This window comes from Vibrio aestuarianus (genome assembly GCF_028858425.1).
Classification (GTDB): domain Bacteria; phylum Pseudomonadota; class Gammaproteobacteria; order Enterobacterales; family Vibrionaceae; genus Vibrio; species Vibrio aestuarianus.
In genome coordinates this window covers 537,956-564,437 of sequence record NZ_JAKNYQ010000001.1, presented here as the reverse complement: position 1 = coordinate 564,437, position 26,482 = coordinate 537,956, and the positions used below count along the sequence as shown (strand labels likewise).

21 protein-coding genes are annotated in these 26,482 nt (G+C 44.2%); 17 read left to right on the top strand and 4 right to left on the bottom strand.

Annotation, left to right across the window (positions count from 1 at the left end):
* Window positions 1-56 precede the first annotated feature (56 nt).
* Entirely contained in the window at window positions 57-557 is a 501-nt protein-coding gene (locus MCT08_RS02710) for a CpxP family protein (RefSeq protein ID WP_053309620.1), read from the bottom strand.
* 189 nt (window positions 558-746) lie between these two features.
* Between MCT08_RS02710 and MCT08_RS02705 the strand changes: the two genes are divergently transcribed.
* The 3 genes from MCT08_RS02705 (at window position 747) to trmL (ending at window position 3,403) form a co-directional block, all read left to right on the top strand.
* On the top strand, window positions 747-1,433 hold the full coding sequence (locus tag MCT08_RS02705; protein WP_053309621.1) for a response regulator: 687 nt from the start codon (window positions 747-749) through the stop codon (window positions 1,431-1,433).
* Complete coding sequence (cpxA, locus tag MCT08_RS02700) at window positions 1,433-2,836, top strand: envelope stress sensor histidine kinase CpxA (RefSeq protein WP_274677855.1); 1,404 nt, start codon at window positions 1,433-1,435, stop codon at window positions 2,834-2,836. The genes MCT08_RS02705 and cpxA overlap by 1 nt, the downstream gene beginning before the upstream one ends.
* Before the next feature lie 90 nt (window positions 2,837-2,926).
* On the top strand, window positions 2,927-3,403 hold the full coding sequence (trmL, locus tag MCT08_RS02695; protein WP_053309623.1) for a tRNA (uridine(34)/cytosine(34)/5-carboxymethylaminomethyluridine(34)-2'-O)-methyltransferase TrmL: 477 nt from the start codon (window positions 2,927-2,929) through the stop codon (window positions 3,401-3,403).
* A gap of 86 nt (window positions 3,404-3,489) precedes the next feature.
* On the opposite strand, the gene cspE is transcribed toward trmL, so the two are convergent.
* Complete coding sequence (gene cspE / locus MCT08_RS02690; RefSeq protein ID WP_013855834.1) at window positions 3,490-3,702, bottom strand: transcription antiterminator/RNA stability regulator CspE; 213 nt, start codon at window positions 3,700-3,702, stop codon at window positions 3,490-3,492.
* A gap of 341 nt (window positions 3,703-4,043) precedes the next feature.
* Window positions 4,044-4,538 (bottom strand): FxsA family protein, encoded by a 495-nt coding sequence (locus tag MCT08_RS02685; protein WP_274675851.1) that lies wholly within the window; start codon window positions 4,536-4,538, stop codon window positions 4,044-4,046.
* Window positions 4,539-4,933: 395 nt separating this feature from the next.
* On the opposite strand from MCT08_RS02685, the gene aspA reads away from it, so the two are divergent.
* From aspA to MCT08_RS02615, 14 genes are all read left to right on the top strand, one after another.
* Window positions 4,934-6,382 carry an aspartate ammonia-lyase gene (gene aspA, locus MCT08_RS02680; RefSeq protein WP_168520761.1) on the top strand — a complete coding sequence of 483 codons (1,449 nt, stop codon included), beginning with the start codon at window positions 4,934-4,936 and terminating at the stop codon, window positions 6,380-6,382.
* 162 nt (window positions 6,383-6,544) lie between these two features.
* Window positions 6,545-7,852 carry an anaerobic C4-dicarboxylate transporter gene (locus tag MCT08_RS02675; RefSeq protein ID WP_168520759.1) on the top strand — a complete coding sequence of 436 codons (1,308 nt, stop codon included), beginning with the start codon at window positions 6,545-6,547 and terminating at the stop codon, window positions 7,850-7,852.
* 529 nt (window positions 7,853-8,381) lie between these two features.
* Window positions 8,382-9,827 carry a YfcC family protein gene (locus MCT08_RS02670; protein ID WP_053309628.1) on the top strand — a complete coding sequence of 482 codons (1,446 nt, stop codon included), beginning with the start codon at window positions 8,382-8,384 and terminating at the stop codon, window positions 9,825-9,827.
* 1,062 nt (window positions 9,828-10,889) lie between these two features.
* Entirely contained in the window at window positions 10,890-12,113 is a 1,224-nt protein-coding gene (gene arcA, locus MCT08_RS02665) for an arginine deiminase (protein WP_176313055.1), read from the top strand.
* 78 nt (window positions 12,114-12,191) lie between these two features.
* On the top strand, window positions 12,192-13,103 hold the full coding sequence (gene arcC, locus MCT08_RS02660; RefSeq protein WP_053309630.1) for a carbamate kinase: 912 nt from the start codon (window positions 12,192-12,194) through the stop codon (window positions 13,101-13,103).
* A 116-nt stretch (window positions 13,104-13,219) separates the two neighbouring features.
* Window positions 13,220-14,230, top strand: coding sequence for an ornithine carbamoyltransferase (locus tag MCT08_RS02655; protein WP_053309631.1), 1,011 nt, complete (start codon window positions 13,220-13,222; stop codon window positions 14,228-14,230).
* A gap of 416 nt (window positions 14,231-14,646) precedes the next feature.
* Window positions 14,647-15,576: an aspartate carbamoyltransferase gene (pyrB, locus tag MCT08_RS02650; protein WP_053309632.1), complete on the top strand. Its 930-nt coding sequence runs from the start codon at window positions 14,647-14,649 to the stop codon at window positions 15,574-15,576.
* A gap of 15 nt (window positions 15,577-15,591) precedes the next feature.
* Entirely contained in the window at window positions 15,592-16,056 is a 465-nt protein-coding gene (gene pyrI / locus MCT08_RS02645; protein WP_053309633.1) for an aspartate carbamoyltransferase regulatory subunit, read from the top strand.
* Window positions 16,057-16,534: 478 nt separating this feature from the next.
* Window positions 16,535-16,993: an arginine repressor gene (locus tag MCT08_RS02640; protein WP_168523919.1), complete on the top strand. Its 459-nt coding sequence runs from the start codon at window positions 16,535-16,537 to the stop codon at window positions 16,991-16,993.
* A gap of 210 nt (window positions 16,994-17,203) precedes the next feature.
* A complete protein-coding gene (locus MCT08_RS02635; RefSeq protein WP_274677854.1) occupies window positions 17,204-19,000 on the top strand; it encodes a protein-disulfide reductase DsbD in 1,797 nt (598 codons plus the stop codon).
* A 176-nt stretch (window positions 19,001-19,176) separates the two neighbouring features.
* Window positions 19,177-19,812, top strand: coding sequence for a response regulator transcription factor (locus MCT08_RS02630; protein ID WP_176246549.1), 636 nt, complete (start codon window positions 19,177-19,179; stop codon window positions 19,810-19,812).
* Window positions 19,813-19,988: 176 nt separating this feature from the next.
* Window positions 19,989-20,612 (top strand): MarC family protein, encoded by a 624-nt coding sequence (locus tag MCT08_RS02625; RefSeq protein WP_053309637.1) that lies wholly within the window; start codon window positions 19,989-19,991, stop codon window positions 20,610-20,612.
* A 205-nt stretch (window positions 20,613-20,817) separates the two neighbouring features.
* Window positions 20,818-21,084 carry a DUF4212 domain-containing protein gene (locus tag MCT08_RS02620; protein ID WP_053309638.1) on the top strand — a complete coding sequence of 89 codons (267 nt, stop codon included), beginning with the start codon at window positions 20,818-20,820 and terminating at the stop codon, window positions 21,082-21,084.
* Window positions 21,085-21,096: 12 nt separating this feature from the next.
* On the top strand, window positions 21,097-22,800 hold the full coding sequence (locus MCT08_RS02615) for a sodium:solute symporter family protein (protein WP_053309639.1): 1,704 nt from the start codon (window positions 21,097-21,099) through the stop codon (window positions 22,798-22,800).
* A gap of 118 nt (window positions 22,801-22,918) precedes the next feature.
* Here MCT08_RS02615 and MCT08_RS02610 read toward each other — a convergent pair whose 3' ends face one another.
* Window positions 22,919-26,353: a hybrid sensor histidine kinase/response regulator gene (locus tag MCT08_RS02610; protein WP_274677853.1), complete on the bottom strand. Its 3,435-nt coding sequence runs from the start codon at window positions 26,351-26,353 to the stop codon at window positions 22,919-22,921.
* Window positions 26,354-26,482 lie beyond the last annotated feature (129 nt).

The following is a 26,482-nucleotide window of genomic DNA, read 5'->3' as shown; positions in this document are numbered from 1 at the left end:
GACAATGAATATGCCACAAAAATGAACAGGCCTCATAGAGAGGCCTGTTGTGGTAATTAACCGTTTTTCTTCATCTTTTTTTGGCCATTTGCCATACATTTTTGCATGCGTTCTTGCTGCAACTCTTGGAATTTAACTTTTTGTTCTGGAGTGAGCACACTCAACATGTCATGACGCTTTTCAAGCATTTTCACACGATGAGATACTTGCTGGTCAACCATCTCTTTTGCAAGTTCATTCGCAGCAGCTTCATCAAAGTTATCGGCTAGCACCAAGGCTTGAACTTTAGCGTGATGCGCCTGCATCTGAGCTTGCTTTTGACCTTTAAATTCATTTTTCATTTGATCACGGTTTGCGCCGCGCATCTCTTTGAGTTTTGCTTGTTGGTCAGCCGTAAGGTCTAATTGCTGCATAATGCCGCGATCTGCTCCACGACCACATTCATCATCAGATCCTTTGTGTTGCCCTTTACCACCACCGTATGCGAAAACACTAGCAGTACCAAGAGTAAGAGGAAGTACAACCGCAGCAAGTACCATTTTTTTTGTCATGTTCATAATCTATTCCTTCACCAAGTGGATTGTTAAGAGGCTGTGTTCTCAGCGCTTGAATATAGAATAGATGCTACAAGGTAAAGCGACGTATAGTGAGCGTAAAGAATCGTAAAGAGCGACTCACCCACTGAATATCTGCGCTATTTCACAGTAAACTATACCCAAATAACCTGATAACGCACGAGGCTGCACATGGCACATATTCTTCTAATTGATGACGATACCGAGTTAACAAGCTTACTCAAAGAAGTTCTAAGCTATGAAGGCTTTGAAGTATCAGAGGCCAATGATGGAGAAGCCGGTCTCGCTACGATACATAGCGGCATTGACTTAGTGTTGCTGGATGTGATGATGCCCAAGCTTAATGGCATGGAAACACTCAAACGGCTACGAGAGAACTGGTGTACTCCAGTGTTAATGCTGACCGCTAAAGGCGAAGAAATCGACCGAGTAATTGGCTTGGAATTGGGCGCTGACGACTATTTGCCCAAACCCTTTAGCGACCGCGAATTACTGGCCCGCATCCGCGCTATCTTGCGTCGATCACAGCCCAATAACAGCACTAAATCGAGTGATGTTATCGAATGTCAGGACATTCAGGTCTATCCGAGTAAACAAGAAGCTTATTGCCAAGGTCAATTACTCGACTTGACCACCACTGAATTTGCGCTACTTACACACTTTGTGCAAAACCCAGGAGAAACACTCACTAAAGAAAACCTCAGTATCGACGTATTAGGTAAAAGACTCGCCGCATTTGACCGCGCTATTGATATGCACGTTTCAAATTTACGAAAAAAATTACCAGAGCGCATTGATGGTAAGCCACGCATCAAAACGCTACGTGGTCGTGGCTATTTAATGATTTTGGAGGATTAATGCACCTACCCAAAATAAATAGCCTCTATGGCCGTATTTTTGCCATTTTCTGGCTCACGATGCTACTGGTACTGATTGCAGTGCTAGCTTTGCCACACCTTGACCCTCGTAAAACACGCGATCTTCCTAGTGATGAATATCAACGCCTTGAGATGCTGAAAGAAAAGATTGAGCATACCTTTAAAAACGACAGCGAATTAACGCGAATTCTTTTTCAACTAGAAAGCAGTAGCAACATGCAACGTGGAGAAGGTCATAAACGCGATAATATTAATCGTCCCCATTTTTTTATCACCCAGCAAGATGGCACCATTTTAACCACAAAGACTCAAACCGACTTCAAATTGAAGGTGTTACAGAATTTTGTCACTAGTATTGAATCGATTGATAAGCCACAACAAAAGCTTTACGGCAAATACATGTTGGCAGGTCCGGTACCGATCACTCTCGCCAAACAAGATTTATTACTTTACGTCGGTATTCGCTGGAATGAGCCTCCCCCATTCTTACTACAACTGTTTGATCGCCCATTTCAGTTGCTGCTTGCGGTGATGCTCGTCAGTACCCCACTATTATTGTGGCTAGCATGGGCATTGAGCAAACCAGCAAGCCGCTTAGAGCAAGCAGCCAAACGGGTTGCTCGTGGCGAATTCGTGGTTGATCCACAATTGGAAAAAGGCACCAATGAATTTCGTCAAGCAGGAGAAAGCTTTAACCAGATGGTCGAAGCCGTGAACCAGATGATTTCGGGACAGCAACGGTTGTTATCTGATATTTCTCACGAGTTACGCTCACCACTAACACGGCTGCGCATGGCAAATGCACTTGCGGTTCGCAAACAAGGTGAGAGCTCTGAATTAGAACGGATTGATACCGAAGCGCAACGCCTAGAACAAATGATCGGAGAGCTATTGCAGCTTTCGCGCATGCAAACCGACAGCCATTTAAGTCGCGAAACACAGCCTTTGTCTAGCTTATGGGAAGAACTACTGAATGATGCTCAATTTGAAGCGGAGCAAAGAAATAAGGCTCTCAGCTATAACCCCATTCCCGATAGATCAATTGTGGGCAACCCGAAACTCTTAATGAGTGCGCTAGAAAACATCGTACGTAACGCTATTTACTATGGTGAAGATCAGATAAAAGTGACCTTTTCTACCAACAAGGCATCGCTTTTGGTCAGTGTTGAAGACAACGGTGAAGGGGTTCCTGACAATGAGTTGGACGATATTTTTCGTCCATTCTATCGCGTATCAACCGCGCGAGATCGCCACAGTGGCGGAACCGGCTTAGGTCTTGCCATCACAGAAAGTGCTATTCGCCAACACTGCGGAGCCATTACAGCCAGTCGTAGCGAGTTAGGCGGCCTAAAAGTACAAATTACATTGCCACTTAACACCTGATTCAAACTCACCCTATAAAGTGGTTGCTTGTAACCAATGCGGCGACCCCTTTATACTGGCCACACATATTCCCTCAAGAGCCGTTATAAGATGTTTGATATCGCACTTTACGAGCCTGAAATCGCCCCTAACACTGGCAATATTATTCGTTTATGCGCCAATTGTGGTGCCAACTTACACTTAATTGAACCACTTGGTTTTGATTTAGAAGAAAAGAAAGTGCGCCGTGCAGGTCTCGATTACCATGATTTAGCGCGAGTAACACGCCATAAAGATCTTAATGCGTTTATGGAATACCTAAACAATGAACGCCAAACCTACCGAATTTTTGCCTGTACCACCAAAACAACCGGTCATCATGTTGATGCAAAATTTCAAAAAGGTGATGTGCTAATGTTTGGCCCTGAAACCAGAGGATTACCAGCAGAGGTGATTGAAAGCTTACCGATGGAGCAGCGTATCCGTATACCGATGATGCCGGAGGCTCGCAGTTTAAACTTATCGAATGCAGTCGCCATTATTGCGTTTGAAGCATGGCGTCAAATGGGCTTTGAAGGCGCACAATAGCAGCCCCAAATAGTTAAGAAACAAACCTGCAGATAGCAAAAAGGTCGCCTAGGCGACCTTTTCTATATTCTGTATATTGGACAGAATTACAATACGGTTACTTGAGCCGCTTGTAGGCCTTTTTGGCCGTTTTCTACATTGAAAGACACTTTTTGGCCTTCAATTAGAGTTTTGAAACCGTCAGAAGCGATTGCATTGAAGTGTACGAACACGTCAGCGCCGCCGTTGTCTTGAGTAAGAAAACCGAAACCTTTAGTTTCGTTAAACCATTTTACAGAACCAGTTGTTTTGTTAGACATAATGTGTCCCTTTTATTTAAATTCATAGAGTTATCGTGCTTATGCACAATGCACTGAAAGATTGAATTATTTAATGTTACTAATAAGGTAAGGGAAACACTGAGGACAACAACTTTTACGATGGGATTCTGAGAATTTACTTTTACTTTTATTTTTTGTTTCATTAATAACCCTGAACAACAGAGCGAGGCCACTATAGGCCTTTAAATTTAACTAAGCAAACTATTTCGGCATTTAATTTTTAACATTTATTTTAAAAGCGTAAACAATAACAGTAAAAAGACCCGCCCCCCACATCACTTGAAGTTGTAACTTCAGTGATGTGGGGCAACGAGCCTTATTTAATTGAGTTTATTGCGGTCGTTATCTTTACGTTCAAACTCACCTTCAAATGTATCGCCTTGCTCTGACGAACGATGGGAATCGTGATGGAAAGGGTCATGTTCATAAGGGTTAGAATGAAAACCACTCGCCATACCTTTTACCACCATTTTACTCATCAGATACTTGGCGATTATTGCTCGTGGCGCAGGTAGCAATACCAACATCCCGAGCGCGTCCGTCATAAAACCGGGGGTTAACAACAACACGCCAGCCACCGCCAACATAACCCCTTCAAAAATCTGCTGTGCGGGTAATTCCCCTTGTTGCAAACGATTTTGCACACTAAGTAAAGTTTGTAGACCCTGGCTACGAACTAAAGATGCGCCAACAAATGCGGTAAGCAGCACTAATGCGATCGTTGGCCACAATCCTAAAATGCCACCAACTTGAATAAACAGACCAATTTCTATAATCGGTACAAAAATAAAGAGTAAAAGTAAGATAGGAAACACACGCCCTCCTTTGTTGCTCTACACATTAGCGCCTACGCTCTGTGGCCGCAAGTGATGAGCGGTTTCCGTAACAAGATCTCACACAAATTTCAGTAACTATTTGTGATCCTCTCCCTTTTAGACTGCTACTTTTTCATCACAGTATCTAGGCAAACATCCAACGTAAACTAGCGTTTGAAACATAAATTTAACGCACATTGATGCTTATGAAAATTTAATCAAATATTGGCTAAAAAAGTGATCAAGTTACTATTTTTTAATTATAGGTTGCGTATTATGTGCCACAGAAGTCAGGATGGATTTTCCAGCCAAAAACTCTGACGAATGGATTCTTAAACTGCAGAAATGGCTAATAATTCCACTAATTATCAGAATAATTCTCTAAGGATCCTGTTATGGCTACCCTATCTGAAGCAGCTATCGCTAACCAAGCCACTCGTATTGAAGAAGATCTATTAGGTCAACGTCACGTTCCAGCTGATGCGTACTACGGTATTCACACTCTACGCGCTATCGAAAACTTCAACATTTCAAAAGCAACCATCTCTGATGTGCCAGAATTTGTGCGCGGCATGATCATGACTAAAAAAGCAGCCGCATTGGCAAACAAAGAACTAGGCGTGGTGCCAAGCCAAGTAGCTAACTACATCATCCAAGCGTGTGATTTGATCCTTGAAACAGGTAAGTGCATGGACCAATTCCCATCCGACGTTTATCAAGGTGGTGCAGGTACTTCTGTTAATATGAATACTAACGAAGTTATCGCCAACGTAGCGCTTGAGCTGATGGGTAAAGAAAAGGGTCAATATGAGTTCATTAACCCTAACGACCATGTGAATAAGAGCCAATCAACCAACTGTGCTTACCCGACAGGTTTCCGTATTGCGGTATACAACAGCATTCGTAAATTGATTGATTCAATCGAATACCTTAAAGGCGCATTTGAGCTTAAAAGCCAAGAGTTCTCTGGTATTTTGAAAATGGGCCGCACTCAGTTGCAAGACGCGGTACCAATGACTGTGGGTCAAGAGTTCCATGCTTGGGCTGTGACCATTAACGAAGAAATTCGCAACCTTGAATATACCTCAAAGCTGCTACTTGAAATCAACCTTGGTGCAACAGCAATCGGCACCGGCCTTAATGCCGCTCCAGGTTACCAAGCGGCAGCAGTAAAACACCTAGCGGCAGTCACGGGGATCGATGTTGTTCCCGCTGAAGATTTGATTGAAGCAACCTCTGACTGTGGTGCCTATGTAATGACTCACGGCGCACTAAAACGCCTAGCCGTTAAATTATCTAAGATCTGTAACGACCTACGTCTACTTTCTTCTGGCCCTCGTGCTGGTTTAAATGAGCTGAACCTACCAGAGCTTCAAGCTGGCTCTTCTATCATGCCAGCAAAAGTTAACCCTGTTGTTCCTGAAGTGGTTAACCAAGTTTGCTTTAAAGTTCTCGGTAACGACAACACCATTTCATTCGCAGCAGAAGGTGGTCAATTACAGTTAAACGTAATGGAACCAGTGATTGCACAAAGCATGTTTGAATCTATCGAAATTCTGTCTAATGCTTGTATCAACTTGCGTGACAAATGTGTCGATGGCATCACTGTGAACAAAGAAGTATGTGAAGCTTACGTATTCAACTCTATCGGTATCGTTACTTACCTGAACCCATACATTGGCCACCACGAAGGTGACATTGTCGGTAAGATTTGTGCAGAAACTGGTAAGAGTGTGCGTGAAGTTGTACTTGAGCGCGGTCTGCTCACCGCTGAAGAGTTAGATGACATTCTGTCTGTCGAAAACTTTATGCATCCTCAATACAAAGCGAAACGCTACGAGTAAAAATGCAAGGCCCCTACGGGGGCCTTTTGTACAACATATTAGGTTTCCTTTTACTGACACTTTTAACCGTGCTCAGTCACCCTCTGATAGCCTAATTATCTGAATCTTTAATAGATTGAATTTTCAGATAATTAAATTAAATAAAAATAACGAGGTATCCACATGGTAGCAGTTGAACTATTCATTGTTCTGCTCTTTATCTTCTTAGGAGCAAGAATGGGCGGCATTGGGATCGGTCTTGCAGGTGGTGCAGGGGTTATTGCCCTTTCATTACTGTTAGGCGTTCCAACTAGCCAATCTTTTATTCCTGTCGACGTCATTTTGATCATCATGTCTGTCATCACAGCAATTGCAGCCATGCAAGTTGCAGGTGGCATGGACTGGTTAGTTCAAATCGCCGAAAACTTTTTACGCAAACATCCTGAACGTATTACCTTTTATGCCCCTATTGTCACGTTCTTAATGACGTTATTGGCAGGTACTGGCCACACTGCGTTTTCCACGTTACCAGTCATCGCAGAAGTAGCAAAAGGGCAAGGTATCCGCCCTTCTCGACCGCTATCTATTGCAGTTGTTGCCTCACAAATTGCTATTACAGCTTCGCCAATTTCAGCGGCGGTTGTTGCCTTTGCTGCAATGTTGGCACCGTTCGGGGTTGATTACCTCACTTTATTAGCGGTGTGTATTCCAACCACGTTTGTCGCTTGTATGATTGGTGCCTTTGTCGCCAACTTTATGGGCAGTGAATTAAAAGATGATCCTGAATACCAAGATCGTTTAGCCAAAGGCTTAATCAAACTCAATACCGAGGAAAAACGTGAAATTCTGCCAACAGCAAAACGCGCAACCTTCATCTTCCTTGGCGCAATATTCTTTGTTGTTTGCTATGCCGCCGCTATTTCTGGATCTGTTGGTCTTATCGAAAACCCAGCATTAGGCCGTAACGAAGCCATTATGACCTTTATGTTAGCGGCCTCAGCAGCGATTGTGCTATTTACTAAAATTGATGCCGCGAAAATTCCAGCAGCTGCGACATTCCGTTCTGGTATGACGGCGTGTGTGTGTGTATTAGGTGTGGCATGGTTAGGTTCAACTTTCGTCAACGCACACGTCGATGGTATTAAAGAAATCGCAGGGGCGTTATTGTCTGACTACCCTTGGATGCTTGCGTTGGTTCTATTCTTTGCTTCTATGCTGCTTTATTCACAAGGTGCAACAACCGTTGCATTGATGCCAGCCGCGTTAGCCATTGGCGTCGCACCATTAACGGCTGTGGCTTCTTTTGCTGCTGTCAGCGCATTGTTTGTACTACCAACCTACCCAACACTGCTTGCAGCCGTTGAAATGGATGATACAGGTTCCACCCGTATTGGTAAGTATGTGTTCAACCACCCGTTCTTTATCCCAGGTGTTGTAACTATCACTTCAGCCGTCGCTTTAGGCTTTGCCTTTGGTAGTTTATTTATTTAACGACTTACCAAACATTACACTTAGGGAGCTTCGGCTCCCTTTTTCTTATGCTCATCAATCAAGGCTTTCATTTAAATTTGATATAAATCAATGAAAGTACGGAAAATGAATTTTGATTAAAGATTCTATACTTTGAATAAAATTCCAAGCAATTGACTCACAGCTAGACAGCAGCCCTTTACAAAGCAAGCCCACATAATTAATAAGAATATAATTCCATTATTTACACACAATTACCCTCTATAAACACAGCAAAAAAAACAAGGCCAATTTTCACTCTACTTTTTTGTGAAGCATCCCTAGGTTAGTTATAAGCACTCACTTTAAAATCCACACATACACTTTTAAAACAAGAGCCTAAAAACTCAAAAATAATAAACAAACCTTATTAACCATCTTATTGATTTTTAATATCCAATAATTTTTATTCACTCATTTATTTCATGATAATAAATAATTGATGAGTTAAGAATATTAGCCGATGAAAACACTCAGAATATTTTTACTCTCTGGGTGTAAGGAGAACATTATGACAACCCAAACTGTATCTACGGAACCGAAAGGTGGCTTCTTTGCCAACTTCAAATTCCCTTCAGCTTATACTATTTTATTTATTCTTATTGCTCTGGTTGCGTTGTTAACTTGGATTGTTCCGGCAGGTCAATACCAGCGCACCATGAATGAAGATTTGGGCAAAGAAGTACCCATTGCTGGTACCTATCAGGCCGCTGAAGGCAACCCACAAGGTGTGATTGATGTTCTGATGGCTCCGATTGATGGTTTTTACGACCACAATAGCTATGAAGCGGCGGCAATTGACGTATCACTATTTATATTGGTGATTGGTGGCTTCCTCGGCTTAGTAACCAAAACAGGAGCAATTGATGCAGGGATAGAAAGAGTAACCGCGCGCCTTGAAGGCCGAGAAGAGCTCATGATCCCTATATTGATGGCCCTATTTGCCGCTGGCGGAACTATTTATGGCATGGCTGAGGAATCACTTCCCTTCTATACGCTTCTTGTACCCGTGATGATGGCCGCGCGTTTTGACCCACTCGTTGCAGCCGCAACGGTATTGCTTGGAGCGGGTATCGGTACATTAGGTTCGACCATCAACCCATTTGCAACCGTTATTGCCGCGAACGCTGCTGGCATTCCATTTACTGACGGCATTATGCTTCGCGCTGCAATGTTGGTTGTTGGCTGGATCATCTGTGTAATGTACGTTATGCGCTATGCAAAAATGGTTCGCGCCGATCAAACTAAGTCAATTGTCTACGACAAGTATGAAGAGAACAAAGCGCACTTCCTTGGTAATCAAAACGGTGAAAAACTTGAGTTCACTGCGACTCGTAAAGTGATTCTATCAATTTTTGCTGCCGCTTTTGGTGTGATGATTTACGGTGTATCCGTTGCCGGATGGTGGATGGCTGAGATTTCCGCCATGTTCTTAGGTGCTACCATTATCATCGGTTTAATTGCTCGCATGAGCGAAGAAGAGTTCACTACAAGCTTCATTGATGGTGCGCGCGACCTACTGGGTGTGGCGCTGATCATTGGTATCGCTCGTGGCATCGTAGTTATTATGGACCGCGGTATGATAACTGACACTATTTTATTCTCAGCCGAACAAATGGTGACTGGCCTTTCATCAATCGTTTTCATTAACGTAATGTATTTATTAGAAATTCTTCTTTCATTCCTTGTACCATCATCTTCTGGCTTAGCGGTACTTACCATGCCTATCATGGCTCCATTAGCCGATTTTGCTGGCGTTGGTCGTGACTTAGTGGTTACTGCTTATCAATCTGCATCTGGTATTGTCAACCTTGTAACACCAACCTCTGCAGTAGTAATGGGCGGCTTAGCAATCGCTCGCGTTCCTTACGTGCGCTGGGTGAAATGGGTTGCTCCACTATTGGGTATTCTATGTGTATTCATCATGTTGTCTCTCAGCATCGGTGCCATGCTATAACTCAATAAACTGGTTTCCTCTCACTAATTCAAAGCCGCTTCATTGCGGCTTTTTCGCATCTAATATATTGATTAATATACCGTGTAACTCAAGCCAACCACCTTTCTTTCAACTTGCATACGCATCAACCAACGCCTGTTACCACCACTTAGAATCAGATACCTCGCCACTACTCTCCCATAGCAATCAATCATCACAACACTAGATAATAGGTCTGCTCTTAGCGAATGAACAAAACATCGATTAACAAATAATACCGAACTCAGCGAATATGAAGAATGCATATACCCAAACCATTTGAAGTTGCAGGTAGGCGGCAAGTGAGTTCATCCCCATGAGCATAGATAAACTATGTGATTGAGGTGAGCGAATATAGCCAACACCGCTGCAGCTTCAAGTAGGAAGGCTATACCCAAGCAACTTGAAGTCGTTGCTTGGATAAATAACAACTTTTTATGACTAAATACGCCTCACCGTTATCACTGATTTGTTTGCCTTATTAGCAAATATCATCCGAGAACAAATTAAACTTATTAAAAAGTAAAATTCCTTTCCGAACTATTGAATTTTCAAACCTGACCATGATCAACTTTCATTAAAAAAGTTTTGTTAAAAACACACTAACCACTAGGTTACATTCAATTACATACCCTTTAAAAATGCATAGAATTGACAACTCACCCCATTTTTAAACCTACTGTTAATGCATAAAATTCCCACCAACACCCAAACCATTATAAATAGTAGGCACTTAGTAGGTGATTCGTGAATTTTAATCCAAAGAACGAGATGTAAAAATCAAAATAAAAAATAACAAACCGATGCATAAACATTGTTAAAAATAGACGATTACAGTTCATTTTTAATATAAATCATTCTGTGATGCACCTCTAAGAACATCTTTCAATCAAGGGTAATATTAATTTCAGAACACGGAAGTGAACAAATAAATTAATACTGAATTCCCTACAGAAATAATTATGTATTTATCCAAAATAAGTTGAATTAAATTTCAAAAAAATAAAATGGAATAAATACATATAGATTAAGAGAGATAATATTATGAGTAAGTTATATGTTGGTTCTGAAATTGGTCAATTACGTCGAGTTCTTGTTCACCGCCCTAGACGTTCACTCACTCACTTAACACCATCAAACTGTCACGATCTTTTGTTTGATGATGTTTTAGCCGTAGAGCGTGCTGGCAAAGAACATGATGCATTTACACAAACGCTTCGCGATCAAGGTGTTGAGGTCCTACTGCTGACCGACTTATTAGCCGACACACTAGCCGTTCCCGTTGCGAAAGATTGGCTGCTCACTCAACAAGTATCAGATTACCGCCTTGGTAAAAGGTTTGCCAATGACGTGCGCTGCTACTTAAGCGACCTACCAAACCTCGAACTGGCAAAAATTCTAACTGGTGGCTTGTCTTACGCTGATATGCCAATGAAATCCTCTTCAATGAAGCAAGGCTTGCATGCACCAACAGATTTCATTATTGAACCGCTACCAAACCATCTATTTACTCGTGACACTTCTTGCTGGGTATACGGTGGCGTGTCAATCAACCCGATGGCCAAACCTGCGCGTCAACGCGAAACCAACCATGTCCGTGCGATTTACCGTTGGCACCCAAGCTTCGCAGGTCAAGACTTCATTAAATACTTCGGTGATGATGAAAGCATTAATTACGACAACTCAACCATTGAAGGTGGTGATGTTCTAGTGATTGGTAAAGGTGCGGTACTGATTGGTATGTCTGAACGCACAACCGCGCAAGGCGTTGAGCACTTAGCGGCAGGCCTATTTAAACACGGCCAAGCTAAACAAATTATTGCTATGGAACTACCAAAACACCGTTCTTGCATGCACTTAGATACCGTTATGACACACATGCGTGAAGACACCTTCTCAGTTTACCCAGAAGTAGTGCGTAAAGATGTGAAATGCTGGACCCTAACAGGCGATGAGTCTGGTGCCGTTAACGTCAAAGAAGAAGGTTACTTCGTTACCGCCATCGAAAAAGCACTTGGCGTCGATAAACTCAACCTAATCACTACTGGTGGTGACAACTTCAACGCAGAACGCGAACAGTGGAACGATGCAAACAATGTTCTAACCGTTAAACCTGGTGTGGTAATTGGCTATGAAGGCAACACTTACACCAACGAAAAATACGACAAAGCGGGTATTACAGTATTGCCGATTCCAGGCGATGAACTTGGCCGCGGCCGCGGTGGCGCTCGCTGCATGAGCTGCCCAATTGAGCGTGACGGTATCTAACACCACTTTCACTGGTTAACAAATGAGTTGGGGCTATTTCCTCTGCGAGCCTCAACTCACCTTTAAAGAGACATGATTATGACCAAACAAACTGTTGTTGTTGCATTAGGCGGAAACGCATTGCTTCGTCGTGGTGAGCCATTAGAAGCCGATGTTCAACGTCGCAATATTGAAGTTGCAGTGAAGACCATTTCCGAAATTGCTAAAGAATATAACGTAGTGCTTGTGCATGGAAATGGCCCTCAAGTGGGTTTACTTGCACTACAAGGTCTTGAATACAAGAAAGTCGCACCATATCCACTCGACGTATTGGGCAGTGAAACCCAAGGAATGATTGGCTATATGTTAATGCAAGAATTCAAAAACATGCTGCCTGAACGCAACATCTCTTGCATGTTGACACAAATGACGGTTGATCCAAAAGATCCTGCATTTGCAGACCCAACCAAACCAATTGGCCCAGTTTACCAAGAAGCGGAAGCACGTGAATTAGCAGAAAAATACCACTGGACCGTCAAACCTGACGGCCAATATTTCCGCCGCGTAGTCCCTAGCCCACAGCCAACCGGCATTGTTGAACACGAAGCAATCACTCAGCTTATCGATGCAGGTCACCTAGTGATTTGTACTGGCGGTGGCGGTATTCCCGTCAAGCGCGAAAACGGCAAATTAGTCGGTGTCGAAGCGGTTATCGACAAAGATATGTCTGCAGCATTCCTCGCCAAACAATTGAATGCTGACGCATTGCTTATTTTGACCGATGCCGATGCTGTCTACCTTGATTGGGGCAAACCAACTCAACATGCACTACGCAGCACAACACCAAGCGAACTTGCGAACTACCAATTTGATGCCGGTTCCATGGGACCAAAAATTGAAGCTTCTTGTGAATTTATTAAACAAGGAGGCAAGGTCGTGGGAATTGGCGCGCTACAAGATGGCTTACGCATTCTAGAAGGTCAAGCGGGCACCAATATCACTCGTGACTAACCGTGTTGTTGAACAAACCTATTTTATAAACCGAATCTGTTTTTAACTTTAAATAAATATTGACGCTTTCTGCCACTCTCTCATTAGGAGAAAGCGTTACAAATGAGGATAAGATCATGGCTTTTAACCTACGCAATCGTAACTTTCTAAAACTACTAGACTTCACCCCACGCGAAATCCAACATTTATTGGATCTGTCACTTGAGTTGAAAAAAGCCAAATACAACGGCTACGAACAGCCACGCCTAAAAGGCAAAAACATCGCGCTTATCTTTGAAAAAACATCGACTCGTACTCGTTGTGCATTCGAAGTCGCGGCGTTTGACCAAGGCGCTCAAGTGTCTTACTTAGGCCCTTCAGGCTCTCAAATCGGCCATAAAGAATCAATGAAAGATACCGCTCGCGTATTGGGCCGTATGTATGATGGCATCGAATACCGTGGCTTTGGTCAAGAGATCGTTGAAGAGCTTGGCGCTTATGCTGGCGTACCAGTATGGAACGGCTTAACTGACGAATTCCACCCAACGCAAATCTTGGCTGACTTCTTAACCATGACTGAACATGGCCGTGGTAAACGTCTGCATGAAATGAAATTTGCGTACCTAGGCGATGCGCGTAACAACATGGGTAACTCACTCATGGTTGGTGCTGCGAAAATGGGTATGGACATTCGCCTTGTTGCGCCAAAAGCATTCTGGCCAACCGATGAATTAGTCGCTGAATGTCGCGCCATCGCACAGGAAACCGGTGCAAAAATCACGCTAACTGATGATGTACAAGAAGGCGTTCAAGGCTGTGATTTCCTTTACACCGATGTGTGGGTATCAATGGGTGAAGCGAAAGAAGCATGGGCTGAGCGTATTGAAATGATGCTCCCTTACCAAGTTAATATGGAAATGCTTAAAGCCACAGGCAACCCACATGTGAAATTCATGCACTGCTTGCCAGCTTTCCACGGTGAAGACACAACCGTTGGTAAACAACTTGCTAAAGAGTACCCAGTATTAGCAAAAGGTGTGGAAGTGACCGATGAGGTGATCGAATCTGAGTATTCTATCGTGTTCGATGAAGCTGAAAACCGCATGCACACCATCAAAGCAATTATGGTTGCAACCTTAGGTAATTAATCAGCCATTACCCTCTCTTCGATATTTAACTCAATGCGGGCTTGAATAAAGCTCGCATTTTTTTTCATCACTAAATTCCGAAAAAACCACTTCACGCTTGTGTTTGCAACGTAATTGAAAACACAACAAAAACGAGCCAATTTCGCATAAAAATCCATTTTTTGGATATTTTCAAAACCCTATTGCAAGGCAGGTTTTTGTCCGTATAATCCTTCGCAATTTGTCAAAACAGAGCAGAAAATGAACCGATACTGTCACTATCAACGCCATTTATTACGCCCGGCACTGGTGGAATTAGCCGTTTTATTTTTCTGTTTTGATCGTTTTTGAAGCCTCCTATTTTAGGGGGCTTTTTTTTGAGCAAAATTTCTCTTCAACCCTACGCTGAAGAGAATGACATAGAGGGAAGACACGTTATGGCGCATTCGTTATTTAATAAACATATCATCTCCATTCCAGAACTAAGCCGCAAAGAACTGGAACTGATTGTAGATACCGCAACTAGGCTCAAGGCTGAACCGAATCCAGAACTGCTCAAGAATAAAGTGGTAGCAAGCTGCTTCTTCGAACCTTCAACACGAACTCGTTTATCGTTTGAAACCGCGGTGCAACGTTTGGGTGGCACTGTAATTGGGTTTGATAATGGTGGTAACACCTCTCTCGCCAAAAAAGGCGAAACCTTGGCCGACTCAGTACAAGTCATTTCTTCTTATGTTGATGCGTTTGTGATGCGTCATCCACAAGAAGGGGCAGCTCGTTTAGCATCTGAATTTTCCAACGGTGTCCCAGTGGTCAACGGTGGTGACGGTGCAAACCAGCACCCAACACAAACCTTGCTCGATCTGTTCTCTATTTACGAAACACAAGGCACACTCGACAATCTGAACGTCGCATTCGTTGGTGATTTAAAATATGGCCGCACCGTACACTCTTTGACTCAGGCGTTATCAAAATTCAACAACGTGCGCTTTTTCTTTATCGCACCAGAAGTGCTCGCCATGCCAGATTACATCTGTGAAGAACTCAGTGAGGCAGGCATTCGCTTTAGTACCCACAGTAACATTGAAGAAGTCGTAGCGGAGCTGGATGTGCTTTATATGACTCGCGTACAAAAAGAACGTTTTGATGAGTCTGAATACGCACACATGAAATCAGCGTACATCCTAACCACTGACACCCTCAAAGAAGCGCGTGATAATTTGAAAGTACTACACCCACTGCCACGTGTTGATGAAATTACTACCGACGTCGATAAAACACCTTACGCCTACTACTTCCAACAAGCCGAAAACGGTGTCTACGCGCGTGAAGCGCTACTGGCTCTCGTCCTAAACCCAAACCTATAAGCAGGAGACAATATCATGGTAAAAGAAACCCAATTGCAAGTTGAAGCGATTCGTAACGGTAGCGTAATTGACCATATTCCTGCCAACCTTGGGATCAAAATTCTCTCTTTGTTTAAGTTAAATGAAACTAATCAGCGTGTGACCATTGGCCTCAACTTACCTTCTTCAGCACAAGGTCATAAAGACCTAATTAAGATTGAAAACGTCTATTTAAGTAAAGAGCAAGCCAACCAATTAGCACTTTATGCACCGAAAGCAACCGTCAACCAAATTGAAGAATACAAAGTGGTGAACAAACTGACTTTGACACTACCAGAACGAATTGATGGGGTATTCAGTTGCCCAAATAGTAACTGCATTTCACACGGTGAACCTGTCGCAAGCCGCTTTAAAGTGCAGAGCAAACAGGAAAGTGTCCAGCTTAAATGTCACTACTGCGAGAAAGTTTTCTCTCGTGAGATCATGACCGAACATCGCTAATTCCACATACTTACCCAACGCATGCCAAGTGCGTTGGGTTCTCCGCTCACATCATTCATTTCACAATGAATAATCTTCCATAAAAACCAGATAAAACACCAATCAAACACCAATAATCCAGTTTATTATTTGGTGATCCCCAGCAACAATAAGATAATTTATTAATGATACTCTACCAGCATAATGTGGTATTCATTTAATGAATAGGAATAATCACGGTCAGTTTCACTCCGATATACCCCTAAAAAATTTGCAGTTACAAATACGCAAATCAATACCGCTGCCATGTTAAGTAATAAGGGGATAACGAGTTTATTTTTTCAACCGTGACACACTACTGCACACAAAACGAATGATATGAACTCACACTCTATGGCTTTGGGAGTGTGCTGGCATGGTAAGGATAACCAACACCCTCAGACGCTATTGCGCGTATAGAAAGGAACAGCCCGTGAATAGAAAAATTCCCCACGGTGCAATGCAAACCGATGACAAAACATTAGCTGCCGCTTGCAAAAAACTGTTACAGCAGCAGAGTTTCTCAAATCAAAATGAGCTTCGACTTAAATTGGTCGAACTCGGCTATGAAGGGATCAGTCAATCCACGGTTTCACGCTTACTCTCCCAACTGGGTGTAGTAAAAGTGCAAAATGCGTGTGGCAAAAAAGTGTACTGCATTACCGTAGAAACTGCGCCGGTTCGAGTTGAGTCCTCTATCTCATCGCAAATTGAATTTATCACCCATAACCAATCGATGGTGGTTGTAAAAACTCACCCCGGTAGCGCGCAATTAGTCGCGCGGTTGGTTGATATTGATCCTCACACAGAAATTTTAGGTACCGTAGGGGGCAACGACACGGTATTAATTATCCCTAAAGACACCAACAATATTGATGCCTGTGAAACGGTAGTAAAAGCACGCCTTGGTGTGCGTTAAATCGAATGCAATCAACAGCCAACAGCAAATAACCCCATTTTTTGAAGATGGGGTATTTACTGTTTTTAATTTCAATAAATTAAAAATCATCCCATCTTCGTCAGTGCTTACTGAATCAGCAAAACATTTGCGGTTTGATGAAACTTATTCCACCTACAATCGGTCTGATTGGGTTAAGATGCCTCTAACCTTGTGAAGACTCGACTTTTTATGCGCTCATTCTTTTCATTTTTACTACTCGGTTTATTGACCCTTTCTCAACCCGCATTAGCCGTGTTTGGTAACGACAACCCATTTGACAATAGCAATACCATTAGCCTTGCTTCGTCTAATAATCAATTTGTTCCAGTTGATAAAGCTTTCCCATTTAATGCTTATCAGCAGGGAAACCAAGTCTTCATTGATTGGCAGGTAAAAGAAGGTTATTACCTGTACCAAGACCGTATCAGTATCAGCGGAGAAAACGCGACTGTCGGCAAAATCGATATGGTCGATGGTCAGCCTTATCACGATGAGTTTTTCGGTGATGTAAAGATCTACACTCAGCCTCTGTTTGTGAATGTAGCGCTTGATAATGTGCAGACCAATGGCAAGCTAATGGTGCAATATCAAGGTTGTGCAAAAGCTGGCTTTTGCTACCCACCAGAAACTCGGGTAGTTGATCTGCAAGCGATTGCCAGCACCAATATTGCACCACCAGCAGCATCGAAGCCTCAACCTATTTCAACAACAAAAACACCTCCTACCACAGAGCAAGATAGCCTCGCCTCTAGCTTGGCAGATAACTGGTGGACGCCATTACTGTTTTTAGCGCTTGGGGTTGGCCTTGCTTTTACACCATGCGTGTTGCCTATGTATCCAATTTTGACCAGTATTGTGTTGGGTGGCGGTAAACTTTCCCATCGTCGTGCGCTCGGTTTATCGTTTATTTATGTGCAAGGTATGGCTTTAACCTATACCTTGCTCGGCCTTGTTGTCGCTTCAGCTGGTTTACAATTTCAAGCGGCGATGCAACATCCTTATGTGTTGATTGGCCTCAGTGCCTTGTTTGTATTACTCGCCCTTTCGATGTTTGGTCTTTACACCATTCAACTTCCAAGTGGCATACAAACCTGGCTCAATAACCTCAGTAATAAACAGCAAGGTGGAAACAGTGCCGGTGTATTCGCTATGGGTGCTATTTCGGGTTTAGTTTGCTCACCCTGCACTACCGCACCGCTATCGGGTGCATTGCTGTATGTGGCTCAAAGTGGTGACTTACTCACTGGTGGTGTTGCGCTGTATGCATTAGCGATGGGGATGGGAATCCCACTAATGCTAGTGGCCGTATTTGGTAACAAACTACTGCCCAAAGCTGGCGGCTGGATGGATAAAGTCAAAACACTGTTCGGCTTTATATTGCTTGCAGCTCCGATATTTTTGCTTGAACGCCTACTACCAGAATTCTGGTCAACAGCGCTGTGGTCAGCACTAGGTATCGTCGCTTTTGGCTGGCTTTATCATTGCAAAAACACCCTGCCTTTTGGCGGTTGGAGACAGAGTGTTATCGGCATTATTGCGGTGCTTGGGCTATTTGCTTCTGCGCAACCTGCGCTTGATATATGGTTTGGACATGATCAGCCAACTAGCCAACAGCAAGCTAGTATTGAGTTTATTCGCATCAATAATGTGTCAGAACTAAACCTGCAACTGAGCCAAGCAAAAATGGCGGGCAAACCCGTCATGCTCGACTTCTACGCCGACTGGTGTGTGGCGTGCAAAGAGTTTGAGAAGTACACATTCCACCAACAAGAGGTGGAACAAAAGCTACAGCACTTTGTGTTATTGCAAGCTGACGTGACCAACAACCAACCTCAAGATATTGAGCTACTAAAAACAATGGGAGTGCTCGGCTTACCAACGATTGAGTTTTGGAACGCACAGGGTGAAGCACTGCCAAGTGCTCGAATTACTGGTTTTATGCGCGCTGATCGCTTTTTAACGCATCTCACTGACCACCAACTTTAAACGAAACGTTAGCCTTGTTAGCCGCTCGTTTGAAGACCAAAACAAACGAGCGGTAAATATTCATTCTGTCTCAGATAAAAGTGGATAAGGTTCAGACTTTTAACGCATAACGATTGTTCAATAAGCCATCGCGGACAATAATCTATTTAACGAAATTGTTAAAAGTGTAAAACGTCATGGATTCGACCTACACCATCATTATTGCTGACGACCACCCATTATTCCGCAATGCTCTGTTTCAATCCGTGCATATGGCGATAAGTGGCGCCAATCTACTCGAAGCTGACTCGCTTGATGCACTGCTCGCCTTGCTTGAGAAAGAGCCAGAACCAGACTTGCTACTGCTGGATCTAAAAATGCCGGGAGCCAACGGTATGTCGGGGCTGATTCATTTAAGAGCGGAGTACCCTGACTTACCGATTGTGGTTGTCTCTGCCAGTGAAGAATCCTCCGTGGTATCACAAGTAAAAAGCCACGGCGCTTTTGGCTTCATTCCTAAATCAACTGATATGCGCGCCCTGATTAACGCCTTAAATCAGGTATTAGCTGGTGACCCATTCTTCCCTGAAGGCTTAATTACCAATAAAGCCGCGTGTAATGATTTGGCCGAAAAATTAGCCGCCCTTACGCCTCAGCAATATAAAGTGCTGGGTATGCTATCTGACGGCTTGCTAAATAAGCAGATCGCTTATGAACTGCATGTTTCAGAAGCAACCATCAAAGCACACATGACCGCTATTTTCCGTAAGTTGGGGGTAAAAAACCGCACCCAAGCGGTAATTTTGTTACAACAGATGGAAACCGAGCAATAAGACTAACAAAGGGCTAACACGCCCCTTAGATTGCTCGCTATACTTAGGCTCATCATTATTTTGATGTTATGACCATCGGCTGCATTTTGCAGCCGTATTTATCCCTCTGTTTCACGTACTCAAACCCAATAATTTTATAGTCATTGCTTGAGGCCCAACTCTGGGAGGCATCTCTGTTGCTAAGTATCCTTGTTACTCAATTCGTCGTTTTATGGGCAGTCATCGACCCTATAGGTTCTGTGCCTGTTTACCTTTCGCAAACACAACATTTAACCCCTAAACAAAGGCGGTTAGTGGCATTAAAGGCTATCGCAATTTCAGCTGGGGTACTGCTGTTTTTCCTAGCCGTAGGGCAAATGTTGCTCGAAGCGATGCAAATTCCCCTCCCTGCTTTTCAAGCTGCTGGTGGACTAGTACTGCTTTTGTTCGCTCTCACCATGATTTTTGGTGAAAGCAAACCGGAACAAGAACAAAAGCTGATGAAAGAGATGAGCCGCTCGGAACTGGCAAACCTTGCCGTTTACCCGCTGGCCATTCCATCGATAGCCTCACCCGGAGCCATGATGGCTATCGTCTTATTGACCGATAATCATCGATATTCTTTTGCTGATCAAAGTATTACAGCCGCTGTCATGCTCGTCGTTCTGATCATCACTTTATTGCTTCTACTCGGTGCGACCACCATTCAGCGCTTAATTGGCAATGTAGGAGCTGCAATCATCAGTCGTGTCATGGGCCTGATCCTTGCCGCGGTAGCGGTTAATAATTTATTGCTCGGCATTAAAGATTTTTATTTCTAACCTTAGACCTTAGGCTAAGTTAACAAAACGTTAACATTGAGATTTTCACCTTATCTACCACTAAGCGCCCATTTTACGGGCGCTTTTTGTTTTCCAACGCCCGACTAAAGTTGCACAGATCTGTTGATTTTTCGCTGCTATCTTAAGCATGTAACATTACGTTAACACGATAAATATCACCATATGCAAACGGAAGGAGAAGGCCATGTCGTTCGAATCTACAGAACACGCGCAAGCCTACTGGAAGGAAAACTTAGGAATAATGGGGTCACTCTTAGCGGTGTGGTTCTTGGTATCGTATGGAGCTGGCGTTTTATTTGTCGATGCGCTCAATACGATTCATTTAGGCGGTTTTAAATTAGGATTCTGGTTCGCACAACAAGGGTCAATCTACACCTTTGTTGCCTTAATCTTTATTTACGTTGCGCGCATGAATGCGCTCGACAAGAAATATAACGTACAGGAAGACTAAGAGGTTTTAGAAATGGATATTCAAACTTGGACGTTTATTCTTGTCGGTATTACGTTCGCACTTTATATCGGCATCGCAATTTGGGCTCGCGCAGGATCCACCAGTGAATTCTACGTTGCAGGAGGCGGTGTTCACCCTGTTGCTAACGGCATGGCAACCGCTGCAGACTGGATGTCGGCAGCATCGTTTATCTCTATGGCAGGTATCATTTCATTCGTCGGTTACGACGGTGCGGTGTACTTGATGGGTTGGACGGGCGGCTATGTATTACTGGCGCTTTGTTTAGCACCTTACCTTCGTAAATTTGGTCAATTCACCGTGCCAGATTTCATTGGCGAACGTTACTACTCAAAAACTGCGCGCATGGTTGCAGTGTTCTGTGCCATCTTTATCTCCTTCACTTATGTAGCTGGTCAAATGCGTGGTGTGGGTGTGGTGTTCTCTCGCTTCCTTGAAGTAGACATCAACATGGGGATCATCATCGGTATGGGTATTGTGTTCTTCTACGCAGTACTTGGCGGCATGAAAGGCATCACTTATACGCAGGTTGCTCAATTCTGTGTACTCATTTTCGCTTTCCTTGTGCCAGCTATCTTTACCTCGATTATGATGACAGGTAACCCGTTCCCACAAATTGGTATGGGGTCGACCATCACCGGCTCAGATGTGTACTTACTCGATAAACTTGACGGTCTGACGCAAGAACTTGGCTTTACCGCGTACACCGAAGGTAATAAGAGCATGGTTGATGTGTTCTTTATCTGTGCAGCACTTATGGTCGGTACTGCAGGTCTACCGCACGTTATTATTCGCTTCTTTACTGTACCAAAAGTACGCGATGCACGTATCTCTGCAGGTTGGGCGCTACTCTTTATTTCACTACTTTACACCACGGCACCTGGCGTAGCGGCATTTGCTCGCGTCAACATGATCGACACTATTAACGGTCCAGACATGCAAGGTGTACCGGGTGAAGAAGCACCAAGCTGGTACAAAAACTGGGAAAGCACAGGTCTTGTCGGTTGGGAAGATAAGAACGGCGATGGCAGAATGTTCTATTCTGGCGATGAACGTAACGAGATGAAAATCAACCGTGACATCATTGTATTAGCATCACCAGAGCTTGCAAAACTACCGAACTGGGTTGTGGGCTTACTGGCAGCTGGTGGCTTAGCAGCGGCACTATCAACTGCGGCTGGTCTATTGTTGGTTATCTCAACATCCATTTCGCATGATTTGCTGAAGAAAGGCATTAAACCTGATATGACCGACAAACAAGAGCTCTTGGCTGCGCGTCTTGCAGCGGTAGTCGCCATTGTTGGTGCGGGTTACTTGGGTATTAACCCCCCCGGCTTCGTAGCTCAGGTGGTGGCATTTGCCTTCGGCTTGGCAGCCGCCTCCTTCTTCCCTGCCATCATTCTAGGTATCTTCTATAAGAAGATGAACAAAGAAGGGGCGATTGCAGGTATGTTGGCAGGTATTGCTTTCACTGCGGCTTACATCATCTACTTCAAGTTTATCAACCCAACAGCTAGCACTCCGGACAACTGGCTATTCGGTATCAGTCCAGAAGGAATTGGTACGCTAGGTATGTGTTTGAACTTCGTAGTATCGATTGTGGTCAATAAGTTCACCGCAGAAGTGCCAACAGAAGTACAAGATATGGTTGAGTCTATCCGCTTCCCTAAAGGTGCAGGCCAAGCTCACGACCATTAATCACGGACACTGACGAGTTCAATTGTAGGGATTAGCTCTGAAGTACAAATAATGTTGATAACAATAAAGCCGATGCTCTGCATCGGCTTTTTGTATTATATCGCTACGATTGGCATCATTAGCTCACGCGATTCAATACCGCTCGCAATTTCAGTGGCTTAACAGGTTTAGGGATAAAACTAAATCCGTTTGATTTAATGCCTTCCAGCATATCATCGGTGCGATCCGCGCTGATGATAACGCCTTCAAAACAGTCGCCTAGGCGCAAGCGACACTGCTGCAACACTTCTAAGCCAGTGCGCCCATTATCTAAACGGTAATCCGATAAAATCACGTCTGGAACCCAGTTATCTTCCAATGCTTTTAAGCTTTGCATCAAATCAACGGCGACCTTAACATCACATCCCCACCTTGCTAGTAAATCTTCCATTCCCACTAAAATATCGGGTTCGTTATCCACGCACAACACGCGCAAATGATTGAGATCTGATTGAGCTTGTTGTGCGATCGGCACTTCTGGTTGTTGCTCTGCGGGCTCAGATTTATCCAGAGTGATCGAAAATACGCTCCCTTTGCCAGCCCAAGAGCGCATTGAAATTTGATGACCAAGCACATGAGCAATCCCTTTCGAGATCGCTAACCCCAAACCAAGACCTTGATCAGAGCGTACCTGGCTACCACGGTTGAACTCTTCAAAAATTTCCTGCTGTTTATCTTCTTCTATACCGATCCCGTTGTCCCACACATCAATCCGTACTCGGCCTTCAACTCGTCGCACTCCAAGCAGCACTTTGCCGCGTGGATTATAACGAAAAGCATTGGTGAGAAAGTTTTGTATGACTCGGCGTAGTAATTTCGGATCAGACATCACGTAGAGTGACGATGGGATCAAGGTAAAATCAATCCCCTGCTGTTTAGCTAACGCACTGAACTCAGCATTAAGATTGGCAAGCACGTCATTAATCGCAAAACTATAGCGATGAGTATCAAGCTTACCAGACTCCAAACGAGAGATATCCAGCAAGTCACCAATCAAATCTTCCGCCGCTTCGAGCGCACTTTCGATGTAACCGGCTAATTTTTTCTCTTCAGCCTCTTTCGCCACTTCCGACAATGAGGAAGCAAACAAACGCGCCGCATTAAGAGGCTGCATTAAATCATGACTAACAGCCGCTAAAAAACGCGATTTGGATTGTGATTCTTGCTCAGATTTTTGGGTTGCGGTAACCAAGCGTTTATTGAGCGCTTCAAGCTCTTGAGTTCGCTCATGCACGCGCTCTTCTAGCGTCTCATTGGCTTCTTTAAGTGCTTGTTCTGCATCACGAAATACGGTGATGTCGGTAAAGCTCATCACAAAACCGCCACCGGGCATTGGGTTACCTTGCACTTCGATCACTCTTCCATCAGGGCGGATACGTGATGAGGTATGACGCGAACCCTGCTCAAGGTAATAAACACGACGCCGCACATGTTCTTCAGGATCCCCCGGACCACACAAACCTTGTTGTGCATTGTGCCGAATAACATCCGCTATTGGTCGCCCGACTTGGATAAGCCCAGCCGGAAATTCAAACAGCTCTAAATAACGTTGATTCCATGCCACCAGCCGTAGCTGTTTATCAACCACCGCAATTCCTTGACCAATATGTTCTATCGCCCCTTGGAGCAAGCCGCGACTAAAGTCGTACAGCTCGGATGCTTCATCGACGATGGTGGCGACTTCTTCCAGCTGCATATTGCGACCTTGCAGGGCGGAAGTGAGCACTAACTTGGCTGACGATGCACCAAAAACACCAGCCAGAACCCTTTCGGTATGACGAATTAAAGTCGATGGTGCTTGTTGATTTGGCAGCATGGTTTCACGTTGCAAACTCCAATATTGCCGAAAAGCAGTGCGTACGCGCGTTCGTCCGACAAAACGTGAGGCCAGCATTTCAAGCTCAGCCACCGTAACGCGGCTTTGGTACAAGCTGATATTTTCGCTTTCTGGTAGTGGCGTACCGACAAATGCCGCCGATTGTAAGCGCTCACTCAGGCTTGGGCGAGTGAGTGATGACACCACGACATAGCACAGAGTATTTAGCGCCACACTGAGCACCATCCCCCAATCTGAATTCGCAAGCCCCCACGAACTCAAAGCTTCAGGAGGGGTGATCACCCACAATAAAAAGTTACTCTGCGCATCTCCGGCCAGCATGTCGGTTTGAGTCATTAAGGTGATGATCCACAGGGTAAACCCTACCGCAAGGCCAACATAAACCCCTTTACGATTGCCCTCTCGCCAATACATACCGCCAACCAATGCTGGGGCAAATTGTGCAATCGCTGCAAATGATAGAAAGCCAATCGCTGACAATGATCGAATAGAGTCCAACGCTTGATAAAAGCCCCATGCACCAAATAGCAGCAGCAAGATTAACGCTCGGCGAATAATCAGCAACAAACCAGAGAAATGACGATAATTACGCTGAGTTAAGCGCATACGCCGAAGAAGTAACGGCATCACCAAGTCGTTAGAAACCATAATGGCTAAGGCAATCGTCGATACAATGACCATACCACTCGCCGCTGAAGTACCTCCGACAAAGGCCAACAAGGCAATATTTTCAGCGCCAACAGACATCGGCACGCTGATCACATAAGTATCTGCCGGACTGCCACTGAGTAGACTCTGACCGACCCAAGCGATGGGCAGGACAAATAGCCCCATCAAAATCAAATACAAGGGGAACAACCAACGCGCGGTATGTAAATCTTGTGCTCGCTCATTTTCCACCACCATAGTATGAAACTGACGCGGTAGACAGATGATAGCCATCATGGTGAGCAGGGTGTGGATCAGCAGTGTTGGCCAATTCGGTGCTTGGTAGGTTTGCTCTGCAATCGTCTGTAAATCAACACTATCTCGTTGCCAAGCTAAATAGACGATGAATACTCCAACCGCTAGAAAGGCGAATAATTTAACGATCGACTCAAAGGCGATGGCCATCATCATACCGCGGTGGTGCTCCGTATTATCGATATGACGCGTGCCAAACAGCATGGTAAATACCGCTAATGCAGCGACCACAAACCATGATACGTGGTAATCCTGATAACCAAATTGTTCAGCCAAATTGGGCGCAACAATATTGAGCCCCATAGTGATCCCACGCAGCTGCAACGCGATATAGGGCAAAATGCCGACCACGGCAATAAGGGTAATGGCAACCGCTAATCCTTGCGATTTGCCATAACGAGCACCGATAAAATCAGCAATAGAGGTAATGTGTTCACGCTTGGCGATAAGAATCAAACGGGCAAGCATGCGCCAGCCTAATGTAAAAACTAAAATAGGCGCAATATAGATAGGTAGGAATGACCAAGGGTTATTGCTTGCTTGACCGACCGTGCCGTAGAAAGTCCAAGAAGTACAGTACACCGCAATCGATAGGCTATAGATCCACGGTCGCCATTTCGCCAACCACTTGGTTTGCCGATCACCGTACCAAGCGACGAGAAACAGTACACCTAGGTAAGCGAGTGAAACAGGAACAACGATCCATCCTTGCATTCGATATCCTTATCTATCCCCTTCCTACTTGAAGCTGCAGCGATGTTGACTACATTCGCTCCCCCCAATCACACAGTTTATCTATGCTCATGGGGATGAACTCACTTGCCGCCTACCTGCAACTTCAAG